The sequence below is a fragment of the Vibrio sp. B172a genome, from assembly GCF_030248355.1.
GTDB lineage: Bacteria > Pseudomonadota > Gammaproteobacteria > Enterobacterales > Vibrionaceae > Vibrio > Vibrio owensii.
Genome location: NZ_JAHGAC010000001.1, coordinates 122,516 through 147,389 on the forward strand (window position 1 = coordinate 122,516; position 24,874 = coordinate 147,389).

A 24,874-nucleotide genomic window follows, 5' to 3' on the forward strand; every position below is an offset into this window, starting at 1 on the left:
AGCAAACTCCTAAACATCACAATTAAATTTAAAAACAGATGAATAGGCATCACCTAGCATGCATGAAGCGATAAATGAGATTAGATTCTTGCCCTGTTCCAAGTCGATATTTCGAGCGAGGATAAAAGACATCAATAACGGGCATAGCCACTTTAGATACAAAGCGTTTATTAGAATCCGCAACTACCGTTAGCCAACGCGCAGGTACTAAATCTAAGTCATCAGATTCTGGTGATGTGTTGGAATGGTTAACGCGCAGTGCGTTTCGACTGAATAAGCTGGCGGCAATTTTACGAGATGGTGAGAATGGTGCTTTCTCAAGATACGCTTCACCATCAATTAAAGAAGAGGTGTAGCTGACCGCGTGGGAAAGTTTTGGTGACGGTGAAGCCTGACTCAATCCAAAAGCCATCAGCGCAACAACAAGCCCTAACACACTGACTAGGTAAGTACGCACAGAATTCACCTAAACCACAACGATACGCTGTTGTAACTCCATGCGTGTTGATTTGCAATCTAAATTCTCAGTTGATAGTAAAAAGAGAGTTTTGCAAACCTTTGGGCGTACATTTCATGCTCAAAATACCTCAAAAGTGCTCTAAGTAATACCAGATAATCGAGAAGCGATCTTAGCAACCACTTGTGCAACAAACTCAAGTTTACAACGCCCTAGTAACGCACCAGCCGTAGCTTCTGCCAACATACGTATTTCGTTTGGGTTGATGCCAAGCCTTGTCAGCTCATTTAACTCAAACAATAAACCCGACTCTTGCGAGCTTTTATCCCCGGGCAGAGAAACCACGTTAATGAAAATGCCAACGGATGCTAAGCGATTACAAGCCGATGCAGAGCCCTCTTCATGATGCCACTTAACCATCACTTTATTCGCTTCCGCGTTTTCGTCTCTAAGCTTACAAACTTCAAGCCCTTCATCAATCAAGCAACGCGCAAACAAGTTCGCATTATCAACATCACTTAGCATTGTCTTGTTCCTTCTATCCAAAAGCAGCTTCTTTAATACTTCTGTCGCTACTTTAAAAATAACGTTCGCGCCTTAGTGAGTAATTTAGCGTTAAATAATGGCGGTACTGTTTGTTCCCATCGAAAAGTAACGCTTCAGGAACTAGCTCACTCACTGATGAAACGAGAGCTCTTGGTACTCACCTCATCACCATGGCAAACAAATCCATCTCGCCTTCTAACTGCCCTTCAATAACGTTGTTTTCCGGGAAGTTTTCGAAGATAAAGACACGATCGCCCAGCCGCTCTACGTGGTAAAAGAGGACGTTATATCCCGAGAAGATTTCGTTATATCTGTCTGTCAGGTTGTTCGTGCTGCCACCATCAATGCGGTTTCGGTCATAGATGATGTATATCACCTGCTTGCCAAACTTCATTTGCCTTGCCATTACTTGCCACTTGGAAACCAGTTCATTTTGTTCGTTGAGAAGAGAATGGAGCACCACCACCTTGCCGCGATAGCAGGTGACAAACGTTTTTTGATGTTCAGCATTTTCCACCGAGAGGTCATAGCGACAACCAGCACCATTGACCAGCCCAGATAAAAGAAAAGCGGTAGTTAAGATGAAGCCAAGAAATGCGACGCGTTGTAGTAGCTTAGTCATGATATGCCCCCTCATAACGCTTGCCGTTTGATGAGACGAAAATGGATGAGCCTTGCTCTGCTTTCACCTCAGAGTCGACATCCCCTCGAATTGCACAGACTTTGGATTGGCCGACAACCTCGCAATCAACTTGAACCCAAGAAAAGCTGAAATACGACGCCACAAACACCACATACAATAGCGATAACCAAGCGCAAATGACACTAATCTTGTTGGAGTTTGTTTCAATACGTTTATTGATATTATGTTCAGGCTTGGATGCAACGACTTGCTCTGTTACTTCTTCAACTTGTTCTGAATGCGACTCTCCAGATCCCATACACTCTACTTCCAGTTGATAACCTTGGCGGGGGACATTAACGATCTTGATCTTTTCCGGTTCGAGTACTTTACGCAGGTTTGAAATCGCGACGGGCAATGAGTTGGAGCCGATGATCTCGGGGTTTCCCCATGCTGCGCGAATTAGAGCATCTTTAGATACCACCTTACCTAAGTTGGTAACTAACGTTTTTAAGACATCACTTTCTTTCGTTGTAATGTTGTAGCGTTTACCGCTCTCCACAATGAGTTCACACGCGTGCTGTTGCACCTTGAGTAAACACGATCCCACTTGAACTTCGTGCGCTTCAAATTCCTCGAATACAGGGCTGGTAATCTTCATTGTGACCCCCACTTTTATTCATCCTGTTAAGGAAGTAGCAAAAGCTAAGCCAAGCCCTAAAAGTGTCGCCGCGACAACCTCGTCCATTGAGGCCATGTCTATTGAAGTCGCTGTCTAGCAGTCAACTTGCATCAGGAATAGATGAGAATGAGGGAGATTGCTCTCACCTACCTGGGCGCTAGGTTCTGAGTTCTGGGTTCTCAAATTGAATGTCAAAAAGAGAATTTTTGTCTCAAAGAAGAAACCTTGATGGATAAATAAGCAATAAATTACTTATTTTATCCGGTGATTTTCATCAATCATTAGTGCCCGCGAGATTCACGACTGGTTCACTCGCTTAATACACACTTGGTACGCCTTATGCTTCTTCAGTGTGTAACCCCGTCAGAAATAAGAGTTAGCCGACAATAAAAACAACACAACCGCTAAAGGCTAGTGCAATTAATAACGAATCCAGTCGCTTATAAGTTCACAACTCGGAATCATTTATGAAAGCACTTTTATTGTTAGTCACATGCTCAACGCTTTTTCTTACCGCCTGTAATGACACCGAAACAGGCACGGAGCTAGTTACGCCACCGCAACAACAAGAAGTTGAACTGCCGAAAACCCCAGATGTAGAACCGACACCAGACCCAATTCAACCGCCAGAGAGTGAAAAACCACCACTTCCGCCCGTCGATACGCCTCCAGTTTTGCCACCAAAGGCTGAACCGAAACCCGATCCGGTGCCAGAAAAGCAGCCCGACCAAAATAAGGACAAACAACCTGATGAGAATACAACGCAGCAGCCCGATCAAAACCAAGACAAACAACCAGAACCACCAGTGGTAGCGCCAGACCCAACACCTGTGCCTGTGCCGCCAAGCGCCTTTACACTGACTGCTCCGACTTTAGTAACTGGAAAAACGTTCTTGTTTCAGTGGCAAACCAGTCAAAACGCTCACGAGTACACCTTGTGCAAAAAAAACACGACATCAACGGATAACTGCGACGTCTTGTCTAGTGGATTAACCGAGACCAATAAACAAGTTGAGCTCAACAACTTGTTATCCACCAACGAGACGTATTTTGTGGTGGCTAGCAACAAAGATGGCAGCCAGAGAAGTAACGAAGTATCGATCGAACCAAACGCTTTATTGAATGCCATTGGCTTGTTGAAAGCATCTAACACCGACAGTAACGACAACTACGGCAACGCTGTCGCGGTGAGTAATGATGGCTCGACTATCGCAGTGAGTGCTTTCAAAGAGAGCGGCATAGTCAATGATCCTACTGTAAACAGTGCTGCCCTATCTGGAGCCGTATATGTTTATCGAAAAACAAACGGTATTTGGAATGAAGTTGCTTACCTTAAAGCGCCGAATGCCGATGACAAAGATGAGTTTGGTTACGCGATTGCTCTGAGCGGAGATGGCAACACGCTTGCTGTCAGTACGATAAACGAAGCCTCGTCTGCAACGGGTATCGATGGTAACCAGTTGGATAACCTATCGCCTGCGTCCGGTGCTGTTTATCTATACGTTAACAGTGGGTCTTCTTGGCAATCGCAAGCTTACATTAAAGCCTCAAACAGCAACCTTGTTGATTCGTTTGGCTTTTCCGTATCGCTGGATTCAGACGGTACGACATTACTTGTTGGTGCGCCTGGAGAAAGCTCCTCAGCTCAGTCCATCAATGGTGACGAGACAGATAACACAGGCAGTTTGTCTGGGGCGGCCTACGTGTTTGAAACGCAAAACAACCAGTGGGCGCAAACCGCGTACTTAAAGTCATCAAACTCAGACAAGCTTGACTCGTTCGGCTACGACGTGGCGTTAAGCGAGGACGGATTAACCGTGGTAGTAGGCTCACCGGGTGAAGATTCAAATGCCACCAGCGTCAATGGTGACGAGATGGATAATAGCAGTGATAACTCAGGTTCGGCCTATGTCTTTGTTCATAACGGTACAACTTGGGCTCAAGACTCCTATTTAAAAGCCTCAAACTCGGATTCTGAAGACCAGTTTGGACACTCAGTCGACGTAAACTCAGATGGTACCGTGATAGCGATTGGCGCTTTCAACGAAGCGTCTGACAGTGAGATAAACGGCAATGAATCAGACAACTCAGCTTCTGGCGCCGGTGCTGCTTACCTCTTCTACAAATCGCAAGCGGGTTGGCAACAAGAAGATTACATCAAAGCCGTTAACTCCGATGCTTCTGACCACTTCGGTTCCGATGTTCAACTGAGCAGCAATGGCAAAGCGCTTGTTGTTGGCGCCCCAAATGAAGCCTCATCTAGCCAAGGTTTGGATGGTGACGTGCAATTGAATAACGCAAGTGCTGCTGGTGCAGTTTATCTCTTTACCAATGTTGAAGGGACTTGGCAGCAAGCAGAATACATCAAATCCCTCAATTCAGATGCTGGCGATGGATTTGGCAGCGCTATCGCGATCAGTGGTGATGGTAATACCTTGATCGTCGGCGCAAAAGAAGAGGCATCTGATGGGTCAGATTTCAACGACAACAGTAGCTCGAGTTCGGGCGCAGCTTACATCTACTAAACGCAAAGGAGATGAACCATGCTAACGACTAAACCTACGGTCTTGGTCATTGACGATACACCCGAGCACATTCAGATCATCTCTAACGTGCTGAACGAAGAGTACCAAGTCAAAGCTGCGATCAACGGTGAACGCGGCTTGCAAATCGCACTGCAAGAGCCAAAACCTGACCTCATCTTGCTCGACATTGTCATGCCTGAAATGAACGGCTTTGAGGTATGTAAGCGTTTGAAGTCGAACCCTTTGACTAGCGCTATTCCGGTCATGTTTTTAACCGCACAATCCGATGACGATGATGAACAGTTCGGCTTTGATATTGGCGCGGTGGATTACATAACCAAACCGATTAGCCCAGCCATACTTCGAGTAAGAGTGCGATCACAGCTGCTGGCTTACAGTAAAAGCCGAATGCTAGCAGCTCAAGTCAAAGAGAAAACCGCCCTTCTTGCTCGAAACCAACTCGAGATCATCAACTGCTTAGCAAGGGCTGGCGAGTACAAAGACAACGAAACAGGCATGCACGTGATTCGAATGAGCCACTACAGCCGATTGCTGGCAGAGGCCATTGGCGCTGATGAGGAATGGTGTGAACTGCTCTTTACCGCCGCCCCCATGCATGACATCGGTAAAATCGGAACACCCGATGCCGTACTACTCAAGCCCTCTCGCCTCGATGAAGATGAATGGGAAGAGATGCAACGACACGTGGAATATGGTTATGAGATCCTCGGCAAGCACGATTCTCCTCTCCTTAACCTTGCGAGAGAAGTCGTCATCGCGCATCACGAGAAGTGGGATGGAAGCGGCTACCCGAAAGGTATTTCTGGGGAGCAGATTCCCCTTTCTGCTCGAATCGTTGCCATTGCAGACGTGTTTGACGCTTTAACCAGTGAACGACCTTATAAACGAGCATGGTCGATTCCCGAAGCATGCGCGCTTCTGACTAAGGAATCGGGTACCCACTTTGACCCAAAACTGGTGCCTGTTTTTATCTCTCTCATTCCTGAAATCAAAAAAATAATGGCGCGTTATTCGGATGTTGAGCCCCAAGCTTTGAGAGTTAACGCGTAATGACCAGAGAAGGCGAAAACAAAGTCTCGAAACAAGCAAAACGAACCCTGTTGAGTTTTGGGTTCGTTATTGCGCTGTTTTGTATCGTGGGCTTGTTCGCTGGTTTCAGTATCAATAAAACCTTTGGTTCAATAGAGAGGTACGGTCTCGCGGGGCAACTCTTGCTGGCACTTGATAACGCGAGATTATATGAGCTCACCTACACGCGCGATCGTCAGTTGGAAGACGCAGCTAAAGCAGAGCGTTTTATCGAAGAGACCAAAAAACTCGCGCAGAGCTTTGAAGAGAACTCAGTATCAAACGACCTCATCGATGACTCTTTACTTAGTTACGTAGAAGACTATCAGGAACTCTTCACCCAATATAAAACCCTCACAGAACAACAAAAACAAAGCCTTTCTGTGATGGAAAAGGATGCGACAACCGTTGCCACACAAACCCGAGAGTTACAAAAACGCCTCGCTTCTAAAGTCGTATCAGACAAACAGGAAGAACTTCAAAACCGAGACATGATGGTTCGTGTGGCCGAGCACGAATCACTCAGCTACGAGATAAACTTAACCGCCCAGTCCATTCGCTCTGCGAGTCTAGAGTTTCTTTTATTCGGCAGAGACAGGGACCTCAACGATGCCATCAAGTACACGGACGAACTTGAACAGCTTACAGAAACGCTCTCTGAAGCGCTGCACAACAAATACGAATTAACCCTCGTTCAAGCGCTGAAGAACTCGCAAAAGCATTATTCATCAGCCTTAAGCTTGGTAAATCAAAGCGCAGACAATGAAGCCACATCTAAAAACCTGAGATCCTCTTCTGAACAACTCGCTCGGAGCGTGGATGCATTGCGTGAACGCATCAGGCAGGACCTGATTCAAGCGCAAGCCAATGTTGCCAACCTAGAAAGTGACATGAACATGAGCCTTGAAGCAGGCATCCAAGCGACGCTACTTAAACAATCAGTCGGAAAGGCGAGACAAGCAGATCGCGACTTCATGATCTCGACTCGAGCCGAAGAAAAGGAAAAACACAAACTGATTGTGTTAGAGGCGTTAGCGAAAGCACAAGCACACACACGTAGCATCCAATCTTTTTTGGTTGAAGAGAGCAATAATGCGCTGTTTGAATCTGTGCCTAGCTCAATTGAGGCGTATAAGCTGCACTTTTTAGATGTCGTCGAGGTATCCCAACAACTGAACGATATTGCAGGCAAAATGGTCATGGCCGCGACCAAAGCAGACGACCAGCTTGACCACTTAAGAGAGCTGCGTTTTGCCGAGGTGTCGCAATTCAAACAAGTGTCGCAATATCTCATTTATTCGGCGTTCGTGTTCATTCTGGCAATCATCTTACTCGCCTATACCATGCGTCGCTCACAAATCGAACTTCAAGCGATGGCGGCGACATTGCAAGAAGCACGTGATGATGCCGAATCTGCTAATCAAGCAAAATCGAGCTTCCTAGCCAACATGAGTCATGAAATTAGAACGCCGATGAATGCCATCATAGGCATGAGTCATCTTGTTCTTGAATCAGAGCTCAATAAACATCAAAAGAACTACATTGAGAAGGTACATCGCTCAGCGAAATCCTTGTTGCGATTGTTAAATGACATATTGGACTTTTCGAAAGTAGAAGCAGGAAAACTAGAGCTCGAACGTACGCCCTTCTTTCTCGATGAATTACTCGATCAAGCTATCGATATTTTGTCAGTCAAATCACAGGATAAATCTCTCGACCTATTACTCTCTGTCGATCAAAACTTACCGCAAACCTTGATAGGCGACCCTTACCGCGTCAAGCAAATCATCCTGAACTTAGGGTTTAATGCCATCAAGTTTACTCACCAAGGCAAAGTCACATTGCGTTTGAATTTGCTTCGTAAAACCAAGCAATACAGTACCTTGGAGTTAGTTGTCGAGGATGAAGGTATCGGCATGACACCCGGACAGATCAGCAAGCTGTTTAATAGTTTCTCTCAAGCAGACACCTCAACAACGCGAAAATACGGTGGGTCAGGGCTCGGTTTAGCCATTACGAAAAACATCATCGATTTGATGAAGGGGACAATCTCAGTGACCAGTACGCTAGGAAAAGGCTCAACCTTTAAAGTTCAATTTGAACTCGAATATTGCAATGAAGACGTTCCGTGTCCAAACTTCGACCACGTGCCTAACCGCGCGTTTTTGGTCGATGCTTGTAAAGAGTCTCGCTTGCTCATACAAGGTCAATTGCAACAACTGAACATCCGTTGTGAGGGCTTTGCTGACCTAAAAGACATGATAGATTCTGAACTTAAGCTCCCTCCACTCCTTTTGGTCACCCTACCCGCCCAATCCCACTTAATTACCAAGATGCTCTCTCAGCTTCGAAGCCTTGATGTGCCGAATAGCAAAGTGCTTTTGGTCACTAATACCAGTGTTGCGCACGTTCTACACCAATTGGACTCTATTGACGTCAAATATGATGAGCTACTCAGGAAACCTTTCACAACTACAGTGCTTTCTGAGTGCTTGGATACCCTTTTCCAAAGTGAGAGTGAAGCGCCTTCTCCTGCCACCACAAGTTCAGGTTCAAGCTTGACGAAAAAACGAATTCTTGTTGTTGAAGACCATCGAATTAATCAAGAGTTAGTGCGAGATGTTCTAGTCAATGTGGGCTGCGTTGTGCAAATCGCCAACCACGGTAAAGAAGCCTTAGAACTTTTGGTTAAACACAACTTCGATGCCGTCTTAATGGATTGTCAGATGCCAATTATGGATGGATATCAGGCGACCCAAAACATCCGACAGAAGCTAAAGCTTACCGAGTTGCCAATTATCGCATTAACGGCCAATACCTTAGCTGAAGATGAGAAAAAAGCCCTCGATGCAGGCATGAATTGTGTGCTGCATAAACCCATAGATATTCCATTGCTGAAATCGACATTAGCGAAGCTACTGTGTACTGATGGCGGCAATAGTATTGAGACGCAAACGCCTACAAATGAGATGCCAATTGCCATCAAGGAAGCGCTTTCTCAAATACCTGAACTGAATATTGAACAAGGCATCAGAGTCACAGCAGGAAATGGCACGCTGTATCTGTCGGTATTACAAAAGTTTGCTCACCAATACAAATCGTTTAGCTTCGATGAAATGAATACTGACGAGGTAGGCAGAGCCATTCATACCATCAAAGGGCTCAGTGGCAGTGTCGGACTCAAGCAAATTCAAGCACTATGCACGCGATTGGAAAAAGAGAACGTCAGTGCAAAAGACAAAGTACTTCTTGTCCAGTCCTTAACGAGCGTCTGCACTCAGGTATTGTCAGCCATTGAAAACAATACACAAGAAAAGCCCGTTCAGAGTGACGAATCATTCAATCCAGAGACGTTCGAAATGTTGAAACGCCTACTGCTTAATGATGACACCGAGGTGCTTAATCACTTGAGTAGCGTTCATAGCGGCAAACAGCTCGGATTGGCGGCCTCTTGTTTCGATAAATTTAAAAGAGCAGCAGAACAGTATGATTTCTCCCTCGCGCTTGAAATCCTCAATACATCCGATGGTTTGAGTAACTCGTGAGGGAGCAATGATGAAACCCACGATCAAAATAGCCCCGTTCGACTCATGCCGGACGGGGCTATTAGTTCGTGCTTGAGCCGAGCTATTTCTTACCGTAAGGGTAGTTTTCAAACATCTTCATCACTTCTTCCGAGATTAGCTCTTCACGCTTTTCCGTACTCATTGATTCGGTTAGCTTGCGGCTAGAAACACCCTTCCACACCACTTGGTTAGCTTTGGTATCAACAAGTTCAACAACAAGCTTGCCGTACTTCTTCTCTTTATAGCGCTCAGGGCTAGAAGTGATCACGCCAAAGCTGTTCCATCCGTAACCAACGCTAAAGCTAGAACCCGATGACACCAATTCGGACTCTTTGATGATGTCGTGATGCACATAAAGGTCACCGCCGCTTTGCACGCGCGACAACCCTTTTGATTCCAGTTGAGCAGCCAATCCCTGTTCGATTCTTCGTGCGTCCAAACTGGTTGGGGTTTCAGACTGCTCACCAAAATCAAACGTTTTGTAGGATGAGAAATCCGCTTGCTTGTCGACGTCTGTCGTCACCGTTGTACAAGCCGTTACCGAGATAGCAAACAGTGTTGCCAGTAAACCTTTCCACATACCCTTTCTCCTCTGTATTATCGTGCCGGTCTCTCTCGGCAAATGGTGGTATTCGTTTTTACGTGTGTGGGAAAAAATTGAATCATTTCAACATTTAGTCTTGACCATGAATGCCAAGTGTTCAAATTCAAGACGCGAGAGAGACGAAGAACAGAGTAAATAACTGCCTGACAAAGAAAACGGTTCGATATTTGGAGTTACCTATCGCCAACGCCATCGTGCGCTTTTTGAGCGAATTGGTATTTATTTGCTCATTAAGCAACTCATTGAGCAAAAAAGACTTTTCTTTTGAATTTAATCTGGCATATTGAATGAGTCCTATTGATGCGCGGGCATCGTATAATGGCTATTACCTCAGCCTTCCAAGCTGATGATGCGGGTTCGATTCCCGCTGCCCGCTCCAAGCTTTCCTTTAAGCTAATCTTTTTCTCAGATTTCCCAAACCTACCCTTTAAATTCTTACTTCACTGCTATCACGCTGTGGCTGTAATCGATCTCTTGTATTTACTGCCTCAAGCTGCAGGCATAAAAAAGCCCCTGCAAAATACAGGGGCGCGTCTTCGTTATAATGTTCCCCATATCTTTGGGGTTAATCCAACTGAAGTGTCGTGAACGTGTCGTTTTTCAGCCCGCCACCAGCGCGTTTCTTCATGGTGACTTCGACCGATCGCTTCCCTTCATTGACGCGATAACGTATGGCTTGAGCAAGGTATTTGTCATTTCGCTTCAAGTCTCTAGCGTCAATCTTTAACGTACGATTTTGACGATTTACCGTGCAGCGATAATCCCAATCATTTTTGCCATTTTTCAAAGCCAGCAAAATACGTTGACCTGACGTTCCCGCCGTTTTAATCCCGCGGGGCTGCTTATCTATCGCCAGTGCTAACCCTGCTTTACACAGCTGATCTGCACTAAAAGCAGGAGCTGCGTATGCGTACCCAGAGCCGAGCATAGCGGCGGTCATCGTTACAATTGAGAAAACTCGATTGAATGTCATCGTCCGTCCCTTAAAACTTACAAAACACCGTACGCATTAAAGCAACATTACCGAATGCTGTCAAGAATAAATGGTATGGCGTTTAGTTAATCATAAGAAACGGCTATTCCAAGGTGTCAGACGGAGATGCAAACAAACACCGCCAGCGCTGACGCCAAGATAAATTAGGACGAGTCACTTCTTTGAGCATGTCTTTCCATTCAGCAAACGTCACGGTAATAGGATTAAAGCTGTTAACAGGTTTTGAGATGCCATAACGAACCGTTTCAACTTCAGGCTCGAACGTCCCGAACATGCGATCCCAGATGATCAGCACGCCTGCGTAATTCTTATCGATGTATTGACGATTCACACCATGATGAACGCGGTGATGAGATGGCGTATTGAAGACCCATTCTAAAGGACCAAGAGAACGAATCGATTGGGTATGAACAAAGAATTGCAGACCAAGATTGAGCAGAACAACAAACACCACCCACTTAGGATCAAAACCAATAATGACCAGTGGCAACCAGAACAACCACATGCCGGCCAATGGATACATCAGGCTTTGACGAAATGCGGTACTGAAGTTCATACGCTCAGAACTGTGGTGCACCACATGTGCCGCCCACATCCAACGGATACGATGACTTGCTCGGTGGAACCAGTAATAGAAGAAATCTTGTAAGACCATTAGCAGTAGGAAGGTAGAAACCGTCATCTCGATATCAAACAAACGCCAACCAAACCACCATAAGTACAGCTTGGCGATAAGCAGCCCTGTTAAGATATCTGTCGCTTGATGAAGCCCAGCCAATACAAAGTTACACACCACTTCGGGTAAATAATATCGAGCACTCTCAGGTAATCTTCCACCACGCTGTCCAAACCAATATTCTGCAGCAATGCAAAGAAAAAATATTGGCGCGAGCAACATCAACAATAAATCAGGATGTTCCGTAATTTGTGACCATTCCATAGTCCGTTCCTACCATTTCGCGTAGTGATCTTCGGTGAGTCCCATCACCTCTTCAAGTTCGTGTTTAATGCCATTGCCATCAATCAAATAGCCAGAAAAATAACCGACAAACTGACGAAAGTTACTCTTCAAAAACCAGAAGTTCTTTTTCTCTGAGCGCTGATTTTTAGGTTTGAAGATCAAGTCGATGCGCTTGTCTTGTGACGTAATTCGCCATGACGCTTCTTGATGGAGGCGAGAAAATTCGAATTGGACAGGTGGCATCAAATACCGTTCGCCATCAATCCAAATCACGTTTTCACAATGTCCGGTTTCGTTGACTCCAGCAGCAAAGTTCAGCCCTATCCGTTTGTCTTCACTGTGATGATTAATGCTCGCCCATCGCCAACTGGTTTCTCTTCGCATATACCCGGCAGAGAAGTCATACCCAGCAACTGCATTGGTTAGCTCTTGCGGTTGCCCTCTCACGCTCATTTCACCTTGAACAGCGAGCGCGTTGTGTTTTTGGGTGTAGGTCCATCCGGAATACGCGGTTGGCGTGCAGAGCATCAAAGGCAAGCTTTCTGACTCAGGTTTTAACCTCAAATCAGCTTGAATAAGGTCTGTTGAAAGCTGTATGTGCCATAGTCCATGTTCAATCTTAAATTGAATGGCATCATTAGCGAGATAGGCGTGACTGTTCCAACTAGAAGGCTGTGTTTGATAGCCCATGTTGAGCGGCTTTAGCCATTGCTGCTCCACCAGTTCATGGGTTTCTGTATCAAACACATAGCAAAAGCCAGACGCCAAATAGCGAATATCGGCAATCGCAACACCAATGATGTATTTCTCTGTCACGATCGAGACGAACTGGAACTGCTTATAGTCGAATCGCTTTCGCCAACTCGATGCAGGCTGGTCCATCTCATTAAGATACTGAAACGCATCCAACTGAAGCGATTCGGGAATCGATGCTAAATGACCAAATTGAGGTAATCCATTCGCTTGAATGAAGGGATTCAAAGGCGTTTGCACATCCATGCTCGCTATTAATCAATGACACACCATTCGATATTAACATTAATTTAACAACAAACAGTTTGCGCCACTGCACAACATTGGTTCAGTTCTCGGCTTCAAATGGACTAAAGTGTGAAACCAGTCACTCATATTCAGACCATTGAACGGTTAATTAGAGCTTTAACTTGGGTTGGATGAAATCAAGGAAAGCAGAAATACGCAATGAGACAGATGAAGATTTGTAATAAACCGCGTTGATCTGTTCACGACCGGTATTAGTGATTTTGTCTGATTCCAATATCGGCACCAAGCGCCCCTCTTCCATGTCTTTACGCACCATAAAACCGGACAAACACGCAATGCCATTGCCTGCTAGCGCCAGTTGGCGAATGGTCTCACCGTTACTGGAAAGCAAATTTGGCTCTATCTCTGGTGCGCCTTTTAATGGCAGTTTGTTGAGGATCTTCGGCTCAGTGAATCCGATAATGTCGTGATGAGCAAGGTCAGTTGGCTTTTGTGGAATCCCTCTGTGTTTGAGGTAATCCGGTGAGGCAACCAAATACAACTCACTCTTACCCAGCGCTCTTGCATGCAAAGTAGAATCAGACAGTTTACCGATACGAATCGCCACATCAGTGCGCTTTTCTAATAGATCAACGAAACCTTCGTTGGACGTCAGCACCAATTCAATCTGCGGATAGGCTTCACGGAAAGGTTTGATCAGGTCAACAAGTTGATGGAAGACGAATGGACTTGCTGCATCCACACGCAGTGTCCCTTGAGGTGTTTCTCCTAACGAGAGAATGCACTCTTCCGCCTGCTGAATGTACTGCATTGCGGTGCGCACATGCTCGACAAATCGGCGCCCCTCATCAGTTAACTCAACGCGACGTGTTGTGCGGTTTAGTAAAGAAACGCCAAGCTGTTGTTCAAGACGACTGACTGAGCGTGAAACTCTTGCCACTTGCACATCTAATGCTTCTGCCGCAGCGGAAAAGCCACCACAGTCTACAACCGTTAATAGGATTTCTAGATCATCGGAACGCGTTAACATCGTCTTACCTCACTTTTGTTGCTGTAACCATAATTGAGGAGAGACTTTTGTCAATATTGAAATAATCTAAACGACGCTAATCGAGAATTTCAGTCACGACTTCGGTCTTTACGGAATTGGCGATAAAACAGTTCTCATGCGCCAGATGATGCATTTTTTCTAACTGTTCACGTGTCGGCTGTTTATCTCCAGAAAAAACGATGCGTGGTCTCAGCACAACTTTAGAAACCCACTCTTTGCTGTTTTCTCCTGCCGTCAGTTCCCCAATTGCTTCATCCACGTACGAATCAATTACATAGCGACGCTTAGCGGCAATAGAAAGGAAAACCAACATATGACAACTCGATAACGCAGCAATAAACGCTTCTTCTGGATCGACGTTTTCTTCTACCGAAAGTGGTAGCGGGACAACTTGAGGAGATGGGGATGCCGGAACGGTAACGCCGCCGTCAAACTGCCAAACGTGTGCTCGGCTGTATTGATTGTCGCTAAAGATTTCGTTGGCCTGACGTTGCCATCGGATAACTGCGGTGTGTGTACTCATTACCATCCCTTGTGCTGTGAGGTATGCCTAATAAGGCGACTCTCCATGAATAAGGTCCCAAGTAAACCACAGCACAAAGCGTACCCCAAGAGCAGGGATGAAATACGTGCGCTAAGCCATTAAATCACCTGATTTGTGTCTGCCTGTTGTTTGCGAGATTGGTCAATAAGACGTTGCCCTTGATGCACATTCACCTGCAATCGGTTAATCAACTTTTGCAGTTGTTCAATATCCGGAATTTGTTTGTTCTTCACTTGGGTTTCAATTTCAAGCGCTTGATTTGCTAGCGTATCCAAACCTAAGTTTAGCGCCATGCCTTTGGTGGTATGCAAGGTACTGTGGAGCGCTTCAAGCTCTTCCGCCATGAAGAATTCAATCAACTCGTCGACCGACTTCTCAAAGTCATTCACTATGCTTTCTAGTAAATCTACCAAGGCTTCAGGTTCCTGTTTGAGGATCTCGACAGTTTCTGAATGAGTCAGTTCCTCTTCGGTCAGTCTGAGCTTCTCAATTGGCTCACGATGCAATTGAACAATATTGTCAGCTTGCTCTGGTGCATCATCACCTTGGGTTGGTAAACGCGAAGCAAACTGCTTGAGTGCGTCAGCAAAACTCTCTCGTTGCAGCGGCTTGGTCAGTACATGATCCGCCCCTGCTTCAATGAAGTTATCGTGCGCTTCTCTAAACACATCGGCGGTGTAGGCAAACAATAAGGTATTCACGCCAAGTTTTTCGCGGATAAAGCGGGTCGCCTCAACCCCGTTCATCTCCGGCATATGATTATCCATAAGAATCAAATCATATTGGTTCTCTTGCGCTTTCTTAGTCGCAATTAGACCATTCTCAGCAATCTCGACCGTATGCCCTAGCTTCTCACAGAATCCTTTCGCTACAATCGCATTGACTCGGTTGTCCTCGGCTAGAAGAATGTGCAGGTTACGTTTGTTTTCGCGCTGGACTTTGACTTTGGTATCCGCCGCTTTAGGTAACGCCTTCTCTTCCCAAGGTATTGGGAGTTCGACTAAAAACTGAGTACCAATGCTCTCTACACTCTTAAGCTTGACCTCACCACCCATCAATTCCGTTAGCTTTTTCACAATCGCTAAACCAAGCCCTGTGCCGCCAAACTTACGTGTGGTGGAGGTATCCGCTTGCTCGAAGGAGTTAAAGATACGGTCTTGCTTGTCAGCCGGAATACCAATGCCCGTATCGTTAATAGACAACAATAAGCGCTTTCTTGATTCGTCCAACTCTGCTCGAATCAGTACATGCCCATCACTGGTGAACTTGACCGCATTGCCTGCAAGGTTAAACAGTATCTGTCGAATGCGCGCACAGTCACCATTAAACTCGATGTTTTCTGGCACTTCGTTCTCGACGTAAAGCTGAATGTTTTTCTCTTCGATTAAAGGCTGAATCGCACTACAAACTGGGGTGAGCACTTGGGGTAAATTGAATGGTGCGGCTTCAAGCTCCAACTTGTTCTCTTCAACTTTGGAGAAATCCAAAATGTCATTAAGAATCGTCATCAGATGCTGACCAGAGTCCAAAATCACCTGAACGTGCTCCTTCGTCCCCTTCTCCTTGGTCTCACTGGCAATGATTTGCGAAATACCCAACACCCCATTCATGGGCGTTCTTAGCTCATGGCTCATGGTTGCTAAGAATTGTGATTTGGCTTTTGCTGCCCGCTCCGCTTTTTCTGTGGCTTCGGTTAAGTCGTCATTGAGTTGCTTCAGTTTGTTTACACGGTGCTGAGTTTGCAGCACAAATACTGCCACCAAAGAGATAATGGATAACAGAACGAACACCCACGTAAGCCTTGCTTCACGCTGAGCAATCTCTAAAAGTTGATGCTCCGAGTATTCAACAAATTCAAAATAGTGACTTTCCAAAATCTTGTTGGTGAGCAACTCAATTTTGCGTTCGCTCTCTCGTAGTCGATCAAGGAATAAGGCGATATTTTGGCTTTGCGCGTTCTCCCCCTCTAGGGCGGCATTGGTCAAGAATTCAAAATAATGCTGTTCAAGCCAAGCATCTTCATTGGTAACTTCAAACTGCTGCTTATAAATGTTGTGCAGAGTGTGCATCTCATATTGGTTTGCCACTTGAACGCCAACCAACATATCTAGCGTCTGCGTCGCATCGCGTACCTTGCCATCGAATTGGACGACGATGTTTTGCACGCGCGTTTTGGTTGGGGTGAAACTAAACCAAATGGATTGCTTAAAATCGGTACACAAATTCTCGGCGGCAATCTCTAATTCCACCAAGCTTTGGGTGATTTCGTAGTTCTTTCGCTCTCGAAGAGAATAACGATTCACGACACTGTCACGAGACTCAATCAAATGGTGACCAATCTCAGATAACGAAGCATGTAGACCCTGTGTGTTTTTGGAATTCACATGCGTCATGTACGCCAGCACCATCATTGCTGCAATAACGATGAAAAGAAAGGCGTTGAGTAATCGGAATTTATTCATTTTCAAACACCTCTAAAATCGCGGGTCTCGGCGCCGTTAACGTGTTTAAGAACGCTTCGATGTCTGCCACTTTGTCGTCACTCATGGTCACTCCCAGCTGGGTTTGCGACATGATCTGAATGGCTTCGGAAAGCTCATCGACTTGCCCGTTGTGGAAATAAGGGCTGGTTTGCCCCACGTTACGTAAGCTCGCGACTCGGAAATAGTACTTATCCTCGCCATCCGTTGTTCTTAAGTGACGCCCTGTATCGAGGCTTTCGTCTTGGGTTCGGAAGTAGGAAAAGCGCTGAATCATTGAACCACCGACATTCTTACCTTGATGACACTGAACGCAACCGACTTGTTGAAAGGTATTCCAACCCCGAATCGCTTGTTCGTCCAAAGTGTGAGAGTAGCCGAGTAAATAAGAATCAAAAGGCGCGCCTGGCGTTTGCAGTCCTTTAACGAACTCAACAATGGCACCTTTGATATTGTTGACAGTGATCGCTCGATTGGCGGCTTGCTTAAATAAAGCTTGGTAAGAGGTATTCGACTGTACATATTGCTCTATATCCTGCCAGTTCGAATCCATCTCTAATGGGTTTTGAACCGGGCCATCGATTTGAGCCATCAAAGAGTTCGCCGTGCCGTCCCAGAGAAAACGATAATTTAAAGCCGCATTAAAAACAGTAATCGAGTTGCGGTTGCCGACACCATTCACGCCGGTAGAAACCGCGGTTGGTTCTGCACCGTTAGTTGAAAGATCATGGCAAGTTTCACAACTGATTGTCCCGTTGGAAGATAAGTTTGGGTCTCGGAACAAGTGCCAACCGACTCGAGCTAGATCCATGTCGATCTTAGGTTCGCCATCAATTGGTTGCACCAACTGAAAGTTCACTTCGTCATCATGCGTTGCACCAGCAATAACCGAAGCGCTAAAACCTATCATCAAACATCCACATAACCCTTTTGTGGTAAGCCTTTTGTTCATAATTCTGGGTATCCTTACCTAACCTCTTAATATGAACTTAGTTGCTTTTAAGTTTTTTTCCATTACGGCTCGTGGGGATATTGAACTTCCTCTCATAACTTATTGATAATTAATCGTCCTGATCCTCTCAGAACTCATCGAGTTGTATATCAAGCGTATGTTGTCGACAAGACAAACAACCTTGATTGGAGAACGCGGTGAAAACCTATACGATTCCGCCCCATTTTGAATTCGGTTCTTGGCTGGAAAACATAAAATAGTGAAACTGTTCGCATTCATTGCTGCACTACTTACCGCTCTGTCATTCAATGCATCTGCTCGTGATTTCTTAAACGCAGAAGACAGAACATTTCTGGACAATCAAAGCACATTAAAAGTCGGTGTACTTGAGGGAGATTGGCTACCTTACTGGGGTGATCTTGCCTCAAAAGAAGGCATCAATATCGAGTACGCAGAGACCATGCTGCACGACTTAAACATTGAGGCAGAGTACGTCCCGTATAGAACGTTAAATACACTATTCGATGGCTTAGAAAACGGAGAGATAGACCTCACCGTTGGCTTTGTTGCAACTAAAAAGCGTGCAGAACGTTTCCTGTACTCTGATCCAATATTTCACACATTGAGACTGGTTTGGTTGCGTGACAGCGCATTAGAGAATACCCCGCTAGACGAGCTCAAATGGGTGTGTGTGCAAGATTCAAGTGCGTGCGACCAGATTGATGTACTTGGCTTTAAACACGTCCATTCTGTGCGTAATAACATGATGATGACGGCATCGCTGAATAGTGGTGCAGCTGATGCTGCCGTGGTCGGTTTGTCGACGCTGAGCTCTTATGGATTCAAAAACCCGAAAGGTGAACTGACGGGTAAAGTCGTGTACAACAAATCCCTCACTCCGGGAGAAGTAACGATTTTTACCGGAAAAGAGTCCACTCAGTTGATGGATATCATCACTAAGTACATCAAACACTCGAAAGAATCGAAACACAGTCGTGTGCACATCGAAGCTAATATCAATATTCTGCACAACGAATTGATGCTCGATATTCTAGAGCAGCAACAAGGTCATCAGACGGTACGCTACACAATTCAAGATAATGTGTATCCGCTGTCTTATCTCGATCCTAAAACGGGCGAGATAAAAGGCTATGTTCATGATCTGCTAAAGCTGATGGAACAAAAGAGCATGATCAAGTTCGAATACGTGCCAGCTAATGGGCGCGATGTTGACTTGATGCTGCAAGAAAACCTCGTCGATTTACTGCCTGCGCGCAACATTGCCTTAACCGACAAGAAACGATTTATCACGACCAGAACTCTGGGCTACTTGCAGTTTGGCTACATTAAGTCGCTCAATTCGAACGCTGAAGAAAACGTGGCTATTTTGGATCGTTCAGGTAACTTTTACCCGCATTTTCTCGATCACTCGGAGTATTCCTCTGCGGAAGTTTATCGTGATTTCGATAACTTGATGGCAGCGTTTGAAGAAGGTGAGATTTCCCATGCTTTCGTGAATCAGAGCCTAATCGATAACCACTATTACGATGGGCAAGGCAAGACATTTGAAGCGGTTACACCTCCAACGGGTATTCAGCTCAAAGTAAGACTGGGCATGGAGCTAAGAAAAGACTCTGAGTTCTTACGCCGCGTGTTGAACACCGTGTTGAAAATCACCACAGACGCCGAGTTAAAGCAGCTCATGGAGCGTCATGACAAAGTCACCGTCCATTATGGTGTCGACAAAGAAATCGTGGTGATTTGGGCGCTAGTCGGTGTCTGTGTGCTGTTGGTTGCCGTGCTGATTTACATTCTGAGAACCGGGCATCTGACTCGTAAGATCAAGCGTAAAGAATACGAGACCAAAGTACGTCAGCGACAAAACCGATGGTTGTCTTCGGTGCTTGATCATATCCCTAATAAGATTTTGATATCGGACGATAACAACCAGCAAATCTTGGCCAACAAACCGTACTTGTCGATGCTGCAACGATGCAATACCGACAGCAACATCACAGATGAACAACGCGAATTGGTTTTGAAGCTAACCAAGGATACGGACTACCCAGTACCGGATGAAATCGTCACCACACTCTGCTCTCTCGGTAAAAAACATTATCGAGTGAGAAGGCAGTCTCTCCTTCATCCAGAGGAAGGGACACGTTTTCATATGACGGTATTTGATGACATCACTGAGCTGAAAAAGAAAGAGTGTGCATTGAAAGCCTCCAACCTCAAAGCCATGCAAGCCATTGAGGCACGAGAACACTTTCTTGCGGTGATCAGCCATGAACTTAGAACCCCTATCGCTGCCATGCTCGGACTGATGGAACTGTTGGAACAAGACCTCGACCGTCCAGAAAGCAAAGAACTACTGAAAAGTGCGATGTTGTCGGCAGAGCGTTTGCAACTGCACGTAAACGACATTCTCGACTTCTCGAAAGTGGATGCGAACCAGCTTCAGTTAGATGTGCACAGTGGCAATGTCTATGAAGAGCTTAGCTCAAGTTTGCGCAGCTTTGAAAAAGCGGTGGAGCAAAAGGCTATAGCGTTTGAGGTGAATTGGCAACCGACGCCTTATGCCTTGGTGAATCTCGACTGGCTGCGAGTTAACCAGATCATCAACAACTTATTGAGTAATGCAGTTAAGTTCACAGACAAAGGCAAAATCAGTGTGAACATTCACGTCTATGCCAACGAGCTTGTGTTCTCCGTGCAAGACTCCGGATGTGGCATGAGCAAGGCTCAATTGGATGCCCTATTCCAACCATTTGTACAGGGTGACAAGAGCATCAGCCGTCGTTTTGGTGGTACAGGACTTGGTATGTCTATCGTGAAAAAACTGGTCGACATCATGACCGGCACGATAGAGGTGAACAGTAAACAAGGCAAAGGTACAGGGATTACCGTGCGTTTGCCGATGACCAGTCAGCCTCTCGACCTAACGGGAATGGGACCGATTTACACCGAAGACAAGCAGATACAGCGATGGCTAAACACTTGGCAGGTAACACTCGATGAGTTTGAACTCAAGCATCATGTCATTGAGCCAGAACCGCACTACTCCAATGTTTATCCGGACCTTATTCAGCAAAAGCTGAACACAAGTTCGACGATGCAAAATCATTGGACACAACCGACAGCCTGCCAATGGCAAGGTCGAGTTTTAGTGGTTGATGACGATGCCATTAACCGACTGTTGTTTAAGCGCCAGTTTGAAAAGCTTGGTGTGTGTTGCCAATTGGCAGCAAGTGGGAGTGAGGCGATTGAGTTGTTGAAGCAGGCTCAAGACGACGATGCTTTCGCGCCAATCAGTTTGATTATTAGTGATTGCCATATGCCGGATATGGATGGCTATCAACTCACACAAAAACTCAAAGCAAGCAGCGAATTTGCCTCACTGCCCGTTGTGGGTTGTACGGCAGAAAACTCCCGCAATGTGATTGAGAAAGCAGAGCAAAACGGCATGGAATCGGTCTTGTTCAAGCCCTATAACTTGGACGATCTCAAAGCCTTGTGTGAGCAGTATTTGGCGATGTCCTTCTCTAGCGAGACTCAAAGTGACTGGTTGGATGCCTATCACCATGAGGAAAAAGCAGAAATGGCACTCGTGGTGTGTGAAGCGCTGAGTAACGACATCGCATTGATTCATTCAGGCGAAGAGAGTCTTAAGTCTGTCGCACACCGAATTAAAGGTTCTGCCGCCGCATTGAATTTGACTCAATTGAAGCACAGTGCCCAGCAGTGTGAAGCGCTCATAGGTACAGAGCAAGAACAGCAAGCGCGCGCCGCTTTACTTAACGAATTAGAAACCATCATAGCCACCACAAAACAATGGCTAGATTTGAGTGAGAACAACTAATTGAACATTTTGATTGTTGAAGATGACCGACTACAAGCAACCAATCTCAAGATTCTGCTTAATCGTCTTTTTAATGGCTCAATCACCATCGTACATCGAGGTTCTGAGGTCAGCAAAATCTGCACCAACCAAGCTGTAGATTTGATGTTCTGCGACATCGACCTGCCCGATATCAATGGCGTGGACTTGCTGTGCACGCTGTCGGAAGAAACGCGTCCAAAAGGCGTGGTGATTTTGAGTGCAATGAATCAGGATGTGGTCGAAATCACTTACAACATGTGTTTGTCGGCAGGCTATGACTTTGTACGCGCACTCACTAAACCGATTTCTTGTGAACAACTGAGCCAGATATTGACGGCTTTCCAGCAGTACACCATCGAAGAACAAATCGTTGCGCTGCCTGTGCTGATGAACTCAACAGATATCGATACCGCGTTCCAACAAGGTTGGTTTCACAATTACTACCAGCCGCAATACTCCGTAGTCGACAACCGTTTGGTTGGGCTGGAAGCGTTGGTGCGCTGCTTTCATCCAGAACACGGCGTGTTAGCTCCGGCTCAGTTTTTAAGTGAGGTCCAAGCCCGTAATGAGCTGGATAAACTGTTTTGGTTGGTTCTGGAAAACGCCTTACGTGATTTGGCTAAACTCAACACCAGCGTGAGTTTGTCGGTCAACATGAACCAAAAGACGCTTAAACAACCGATGAGCGAACGGTTTTTCGGTTTGTGCGACCAATACCAGATCGCACCAGAACGAGTGACGTTAGAGCTTACAGAAGATGAGGTCTACGATTCAGACGTGGTTTCGTTGGCCAACCTAGCTAACTTGCGCCTAAGAGGTGTCGGTTTGGCGATTGATGATTTTGGGACGGGTTACTCCTCTCTCAGCCAACTGGCAATTTTGCCGTACACGGAATTGAAGATTGATCGCCAGTTCATCAAAAATGCGCTAACCAATTTTAAGAGCCAACAACTGACCATATCTAGCTTACAGCTGGCAAAGTCACTGGGATTAAAGTCGGTAGCCGAAGGCGTCGAAGATCATGAAACGCTTTACTACCTTCGTCAAATTGGCGTCGACCTGTATCAAGGTTTTGTGCGCAGTCGTCCTGTCCCGTTTGAGCAACTGGAAGCTTTGTTCTAATTCAATCTAAGTGGCGTATGGTCTGCCCTCGCCGCTTAGATTTTGTTTGATGAATCACTTTGAAATGAATACCAAATCTTTCTCACAATACAATGTGCTCATTGTCGATGATGCGCCTATCGTAGTACTCACATTACGAAACATGCTGACCAAACTTGGCTTCTCTGACAAACGCATTTTCACCGCTCGTCTTGCTAAGGGTGCGATTTCAATCGCCCATCAAGAGCGCATTGATCTGATCATTTGTGACTATAACTTTGGTCGCGGCATGAACGGCAAACAGCTCTTTGAAGAATTAAAACACCTTAAGCTCTTGAGCCATGATACGGTGTTTATTCTGGTAACAGGGGAAAGCTCTGCCACTATCGTACGTGCGATCATTGAGCTCAAGCCCGACGAGTACCTACTTAAACCCTTTAACTCAATCACGTTAAAAGAGCGTATTTCAGGCGCAGTAAAGCGTAAAAATACCTTACAAGCCATCTATGAAGCAGAGCTGAAGAACGATGCTCATGCAGGCTTAGAAGCGTGCGACGAGTTAGCACCCTTCCACCCAGAATACTTCTTCATCATTGAGAAGTTCCGTGCCGATTTCTTAACGCGCCTAAAGCTGCATCACGAAGCCAAAATCGTCTACGAACAAGTCATTGAACGCAAAGACGTTAACTGGGCAAAAATTGGCTTGGCGAACACGCTGGTCTCTCTGGGTGAAAACGACGAAGCACAACGCCTAGTACGTACCTTGCTAGAAGAGTCTCCTAACAATGTTGAAGTCCGTGAATGTGCCGCAAACTTCAACATGCTTAACCGTGAAGTGCCTAGCGCAATCAGACACTTAGAGCTAGCAAACAGCTTGGTTGAAGGCAATTCAGAACGTGAACTGGTGATCGTTAACTTGTGCCTAGCAGAGCACGATTATCACTCAGCATTGCAGCACTATCACGCGTACATGGAGATCAACAAAGATACCTATCGCAACAACACCTTCTCTAAGCTGAACTTGATTCGAATTTTGCTTTATTGTGTTCGAAAACTAGAAGGTCGCGAGGATTTACTAGCTCAGGCAAAAAGTCTGTTTAAATCCATCACTAATGGTCCTGAGAACAAGGCAATTAAAGACGAGTTGGATTTGATTGCCGCACACATTGCGATTGAGGAAAACCAGTACGTTGCAGCGTTTAAAGTGCTCAGTGATTTGTATCGTCGTAAGCCTTTCGCTCACTTTTATGCGCAGTTTCATCTCGCTTGGTTATTGCATGAGATGAACTTCGAATCTGAGTTTTCTCAAGCCATAACTTGGTGTTTTGAAAACCTACAAACCGACTCAAGCGATACGATTCTATCGAGTAAAATTGCTCTTGGTCGCTCGTTAGAAACCGACAACGCGGAGCGCCAAGCTTGGATGCAAGAACAGTACAAAAAGATTCGTGCAGCCGAGCAAGATTACCAAGCTTTGATCGATGCCTTAATTGAGCTTCAAGCACGTTGTCCACTGCTAAGAACCGTGTGTATTAACATCATCAAAGTGCTGACACGAGCTTTTCCAAGCAACAAATCGTCATTAGAGGTTGAGTTACTGATCAAGCGCTGCGACAACATTGTGAAGCAATTGGTTTCTAGTGAAGAGCTTGAGAAAAGCGGCTACGACAAGTTTCTGTTTCTGGCTCAAGATCGATGTCAACAGATGTCTGTGGTGAACACTCCACCTACGCAACCAGAACTGGCAAACTAGACAGCAAAAAGGGGCACGATGCCCCTTTTATTTCGGATTACAGGTTGAAGAAACGATTAATC

18 protein-coding genes and 1 tRNA gene are annotated in these 24,874 nt (G+C 45.7%); 7 read left to right on the plus strand and 12 right to left on the minus strand.

The window, feature by feature from the left end; genetic code table 11:
* Nucleotides 1-49: 49 nt before the first annotated feature.
* The 4 genes from KIT90_RS00440 to KIT90_RS00455 form a co-directional block, all read right to left on the minus strand.
* A complete protein-coding gene (locus KIT90_RS00440; protein WP_045483241.1) occupies nt 50-457 on the minus strand; it encodes a hypothetical protein in 408 nt (135 codons plus the stop codon).
* A 141-nt stretch (nt 458-598) separates the two neighbouring features.
* The gene (locus KIT90_RS00445) at nt 599-982 is read right to left on the minus strand and encodes a hypothetical protein (protein ID WP_005435725.1); all 384 of its coding nucleotides are present in this window, start codon (nt 980-982) and stop codon (nt 599-601) included.
* Between the two features lie 178 nt (nt 983-1,160).
* Nucleotides 1,161-1,625, minus strand: coding sequence for a hypothetical protein (locus KIT90_RS00450; RefSeq protein ID WP_171371531.1), 465 nt, complete (start codon nt 1,623-1,625; stop codon nt 1,161-1,163).
* Nucleotides 1,618-2,286: a helix-turn-helix domain-containing protein gene (locus KIT90_RS00455; protein WP_285374412.1), complete on the minus strand. Its 669-nt coding sequence runs from the start codon at nt 2,284-2,286 to the stop codon at nt 1,618-1,620. Before KIT90_RS00455 ends, KIT90_RS00450 begins: the two co-directional genes overlap by 8 nt.
* A gap of 488 nt (nt 2,287-2,774) precedes the next feature.
* Here KIT90_RS00455 and KIT90_RS00460 point away from each other — a divergent pair, with 488 nt between their 5' ends.
* Genes KIT90_RS00460 through KIT90_RS00470 form a run of 3 tightly spaced genes read left to right on the plus strand, consistent with a single transcriptional unit; the run spans nt 2,775 to nt 9,466 of the window.
* Entirely contained in the window at nt 2,775-4,832 is a 2,058-nt protein-coding gene (locus KIT90_RS00460) for a hypothetical protein (RefSeq protein WP_285374413.1), read from the plus strand.
* Nucleotides 4,833-4,850: 18 nt separating this feature from the next.
* On the plus strand, nt 4,851-5,903 hold the full coding sequence (locus tag KIT90_RS00465) for a two-component system response regulator (RefSeq protein WP_020197073.1): 1,053 nt from the start codon (nt 4,851-4,853) through the stop codon (nt 5,901-5,903).
* On the plus strand, nt 5,903-9,466 hold the full coding sequence (locus tag KIT90_RS00470; RefSeq protein WP_285374415.1) for a response regulator: 3,564 nt from the start codon (nt 5,903-5,905) through the stop codon (nt 9,464-9,466). Before KIT90_RS00465 ends, KIT90_RS00470 begins: the two co-directional genes overlap by 1 nt.
* A gap of 82 nt (nt 9,467-9,548) precedes the next feature.
* Here the strand turns inward: KIT90_RS00470 and KIT90_RS00475 are convergent, their stop codons facing one another.
* Nucleotides 9,549-10,067 (minus strand): DUF4136 domain-containing protein, encoded by a 519-nt coding sequence (locus KIT90_RS00475; RefSeq protein WP_005435718.1) that lies wholly within the window; start codon nt 10,065-10,067, stop codon nt 9,549-9,551.
* Nucleotides 10,068-10,395: 328 nt separating this feature from the next.
* Between KIT90_RS00475 and KIT90_RS00480 the strand changes: the two genes are divergently transcribed.
* A tRNA-Gly gene (locus KIT90_RS00480) sits at nt 10,396-10,470 on the plus strand.
* A 186-nt stretch (nt 10,471-10,656) separates the two neighbouring features.
* On the opposite strand, the gene KIT90_RS00485 is transcribed toward KIT90_RS00480, so the two are convergent.
* The 7 genes from KIT90_RS00485 to KIT90_RS00515 form a co-directional block, all read right to left on the minus strand.
* Complete coding sequence (locus KIT90_RS00485; protein ID WP_032801934.1) at nt 10,657-11,064, minus strand: hypothetical protein; 408 nt, start codon at nt 11,062-11,064, stop codon at nt 10,657-10,659.
* Nucleotides 11,065-11,167: 103 nt separating this feature from the next.
* Nucleotides 11,168-12,025: a sterol desaturase family protein gene (locus KIT90_RS00490; RefSeq protein ID WP_285374417.1), complete on the minus strand. Its 858-nt coding sequence runs from the start codon at nt 12,023-12,025 to the stop codon at nt 11,168-11,170.
* Nucleotides 12,026-12,034: 9 nt separating this feature from the next.
* Entirely contained in the window at nt 12,035-13,045 is a 1,011-nt protein-coding gene (locus KIT90_RS00495; protein ID WP_285374418.1) for a DUF2804 domain-containing protein, read from the minus strand.
* A 151-nt stretch (nt 13,046-13,196) separates the two neighbouring features.
* A complete protein-coding gene (locus tag KIT90_RS00500; RefSeq protein ID WP_285374419.1) occupies nt 13,197-14,078 on the minus strand; it encodes a LysR family transcriptional regulator in 882 nt (293 codons plus the stop codon).
* Nucleotides 14,079-14,154: 76 nt separating this feature from the next.
* The gene (locus tag KIT90_RS00505) at nt 14,155-14,622 is read right to left on the minus strand and encodes an OsmC family protein (RefSeq protein ID WP_285374420.1); all 468 of its coding nucleotides are present in this window, start codon (nt 14,620-14,622) and stop codon (nt 14,155-14,157) included.
* Between the two features lie 119 nt (nt 14,623-14,741).
* Nucleotides 14,742-17,105: an ATP-binding protein gene (locus KIT90_RS00510; protein WP_285374421.1), complete on the minus strand. Its 2,364-nt coding sequence runs from the start codon at nt 17,103-17,105 to the stop codon at nt 14,742-14,744.
* Nucleotides 17,098-18,075 carry a cytochrome-c peroxidase gene (locus KIT90_RS00515; RefSeq protein ID WP_285374423.1) on the minus strand — a complete coding sequence of 326 codons (978 nt, stop codon included), beginning with the start codon at nt 18,073-18,075 and terminating at the stop codon, nt 17,098-17,100. Before KIT90_RS00515 ends, KIT90_RS00510 begins: the two co-directional genes overlap by 8 nt.
* A 259-nt stretch (nt 18,076-18,334) precedes the next feature.
* Here KIT90_RS00515 and KIT90_RS00520 point away from each other — a divergent pair, with 259 nt between their 5' ends.
* The 3 genes from KIT90_RS00520 (at nt 18,335) to KIT90_RS00530 (ending at nt 24,812) form a co-directional block, all read left to right on the plus strand.
* Nucleotides 18,335-21,937 (plus strand): ATP-binding protein, encoded by a 3,603-nt coding sequence (locus tag KIT90_RS00520; protein ID WP_285374425.1) that lies wholly within the window; start codon nt 18,335-18,337, stop codon nt 21,935-21,937.
* Complete coding sequence (locus KIT90_RS00525) at nt 21,938-23,080, plus strand: EAL domain-containing protein (protein WP_045412218.1); 1,143 nt, start codon at nt 21,938-21,940, stop codon at nt 23,078-23,080.
* 64 nt (nt 23,081-23,144) lie between these two features.
* On the plus strand, nt 23,145-24,812 hold the full coding sequence (locus KIT90_RS00530) for a tetratricopeptide repeat-containing response regulator (protein WP_285374427.1): 1,668 nt from the start codon (nt 23,145-23,147) through the stop codon (nt 24,810-24,812).
* Nucleotides 24,813-24,874 lie beyond the last annotated feature (62 nt).

Coding starts and splice junctions, on each gene's coding strand:
- KIT90_RS00500 (WP_285374419.1), bottom strand. CDS start 14,078: ATGTTAACGCGTTCCGATGATCTAGAAATCCTATTAACGGTTGTAGAC.
- KIT90_RS00515 (WP_285374423.1), bottom strand. CDS start 18,075: ATGAACAAAAGGCTTACCACAAAAGGGTTATGTGGATGTTTGATGATA.
- KIT90_RS00505 (WP_285374420.1), bottom strand. CDS start 14,622: ATGAGTACACACACCGCAGTTATCCGATGGCAACGTCAGGCCAACGAA.
- KIT90_RS00460 (WP_285374413.1), top strand. CDS start 2,775: ATGAAAGCACTTTTATTGTTAGTCACATGCTCAACGCTTTTTCTTACC.
- KIT90_RS00445 (WP_005435725.1), bottom strand. CDS start 982: ATGCTAAGTGATGTTGATAATGCGAACTTGTTTGCGCGTTGCTTGATT.
- KIT90_RS00475 (WP_005435718.1), bottom strand. CDS start 10,067: ATGTGGAAAGGTTTACTGGCAACACTGTTTGCTATCTCGGTAACGGCT.
- KIT90_RS00495 (WP_285374418.1), bottom strand. CDS start 13,045: ATGGATGTGCAAACGCCTTTGAATCCCTTCATTCAAGCGAATGGATTA.
- KIT90_RS00450 (WP_171371531.1), bottom strand. CDS start 1,625: ATGACTAAGCTACTACAACGCGTCGCATTTCTTGGCTTCATCTTAACT.
- KIT90_RS00465 (WP_020197073.1), top strand. CDS start 4,851: ATGCTAACGACTAAACCTACGGTCTTGGTCATTGACGATACACCCGAG.
- KIT90_RS00455 (WP_285374412.1), bottom strand. CDS start 2,286: ATGAAGATTACCAGCCCTGTATTCGAGGAATTTGAAGCGCACGAAGTT.
- KIT90_RS00470 (WP_285374415.1), top strand. CDS start 5,903: ATGACCAGAGAAGGCGAAAACAAAGTCTCGAAACAAGCAAAACGAACC.
- KIT90_RS00490 (WP_285374417.1), bottom strand. CDS start 12,025: ATGGAATGGTCACAAATTACGGAACATCCTGATTTATTGTTGATGTTG.
- KIT90_RS00485 (WP_032801934.1), bottom strand. CDS start 11,064: ATGACATTCAATCGAGTTTTCTCAATTGTAACGATGACCGCCGCTATG.
- KIT90_RS00510 (WP_285374421.1), bottom strand. CDS start 17,105: ATGAATAAATTCCGATTACTCAACGCCTTTCTTTTCATCGTTATTGCA.
- KIT90_RS00530 (WP_285374427.1), top strand. CDS start 23,145: ATGAATACCAAATCTTTCTCACAATACAATGTGCTCATTGTCGATGAT.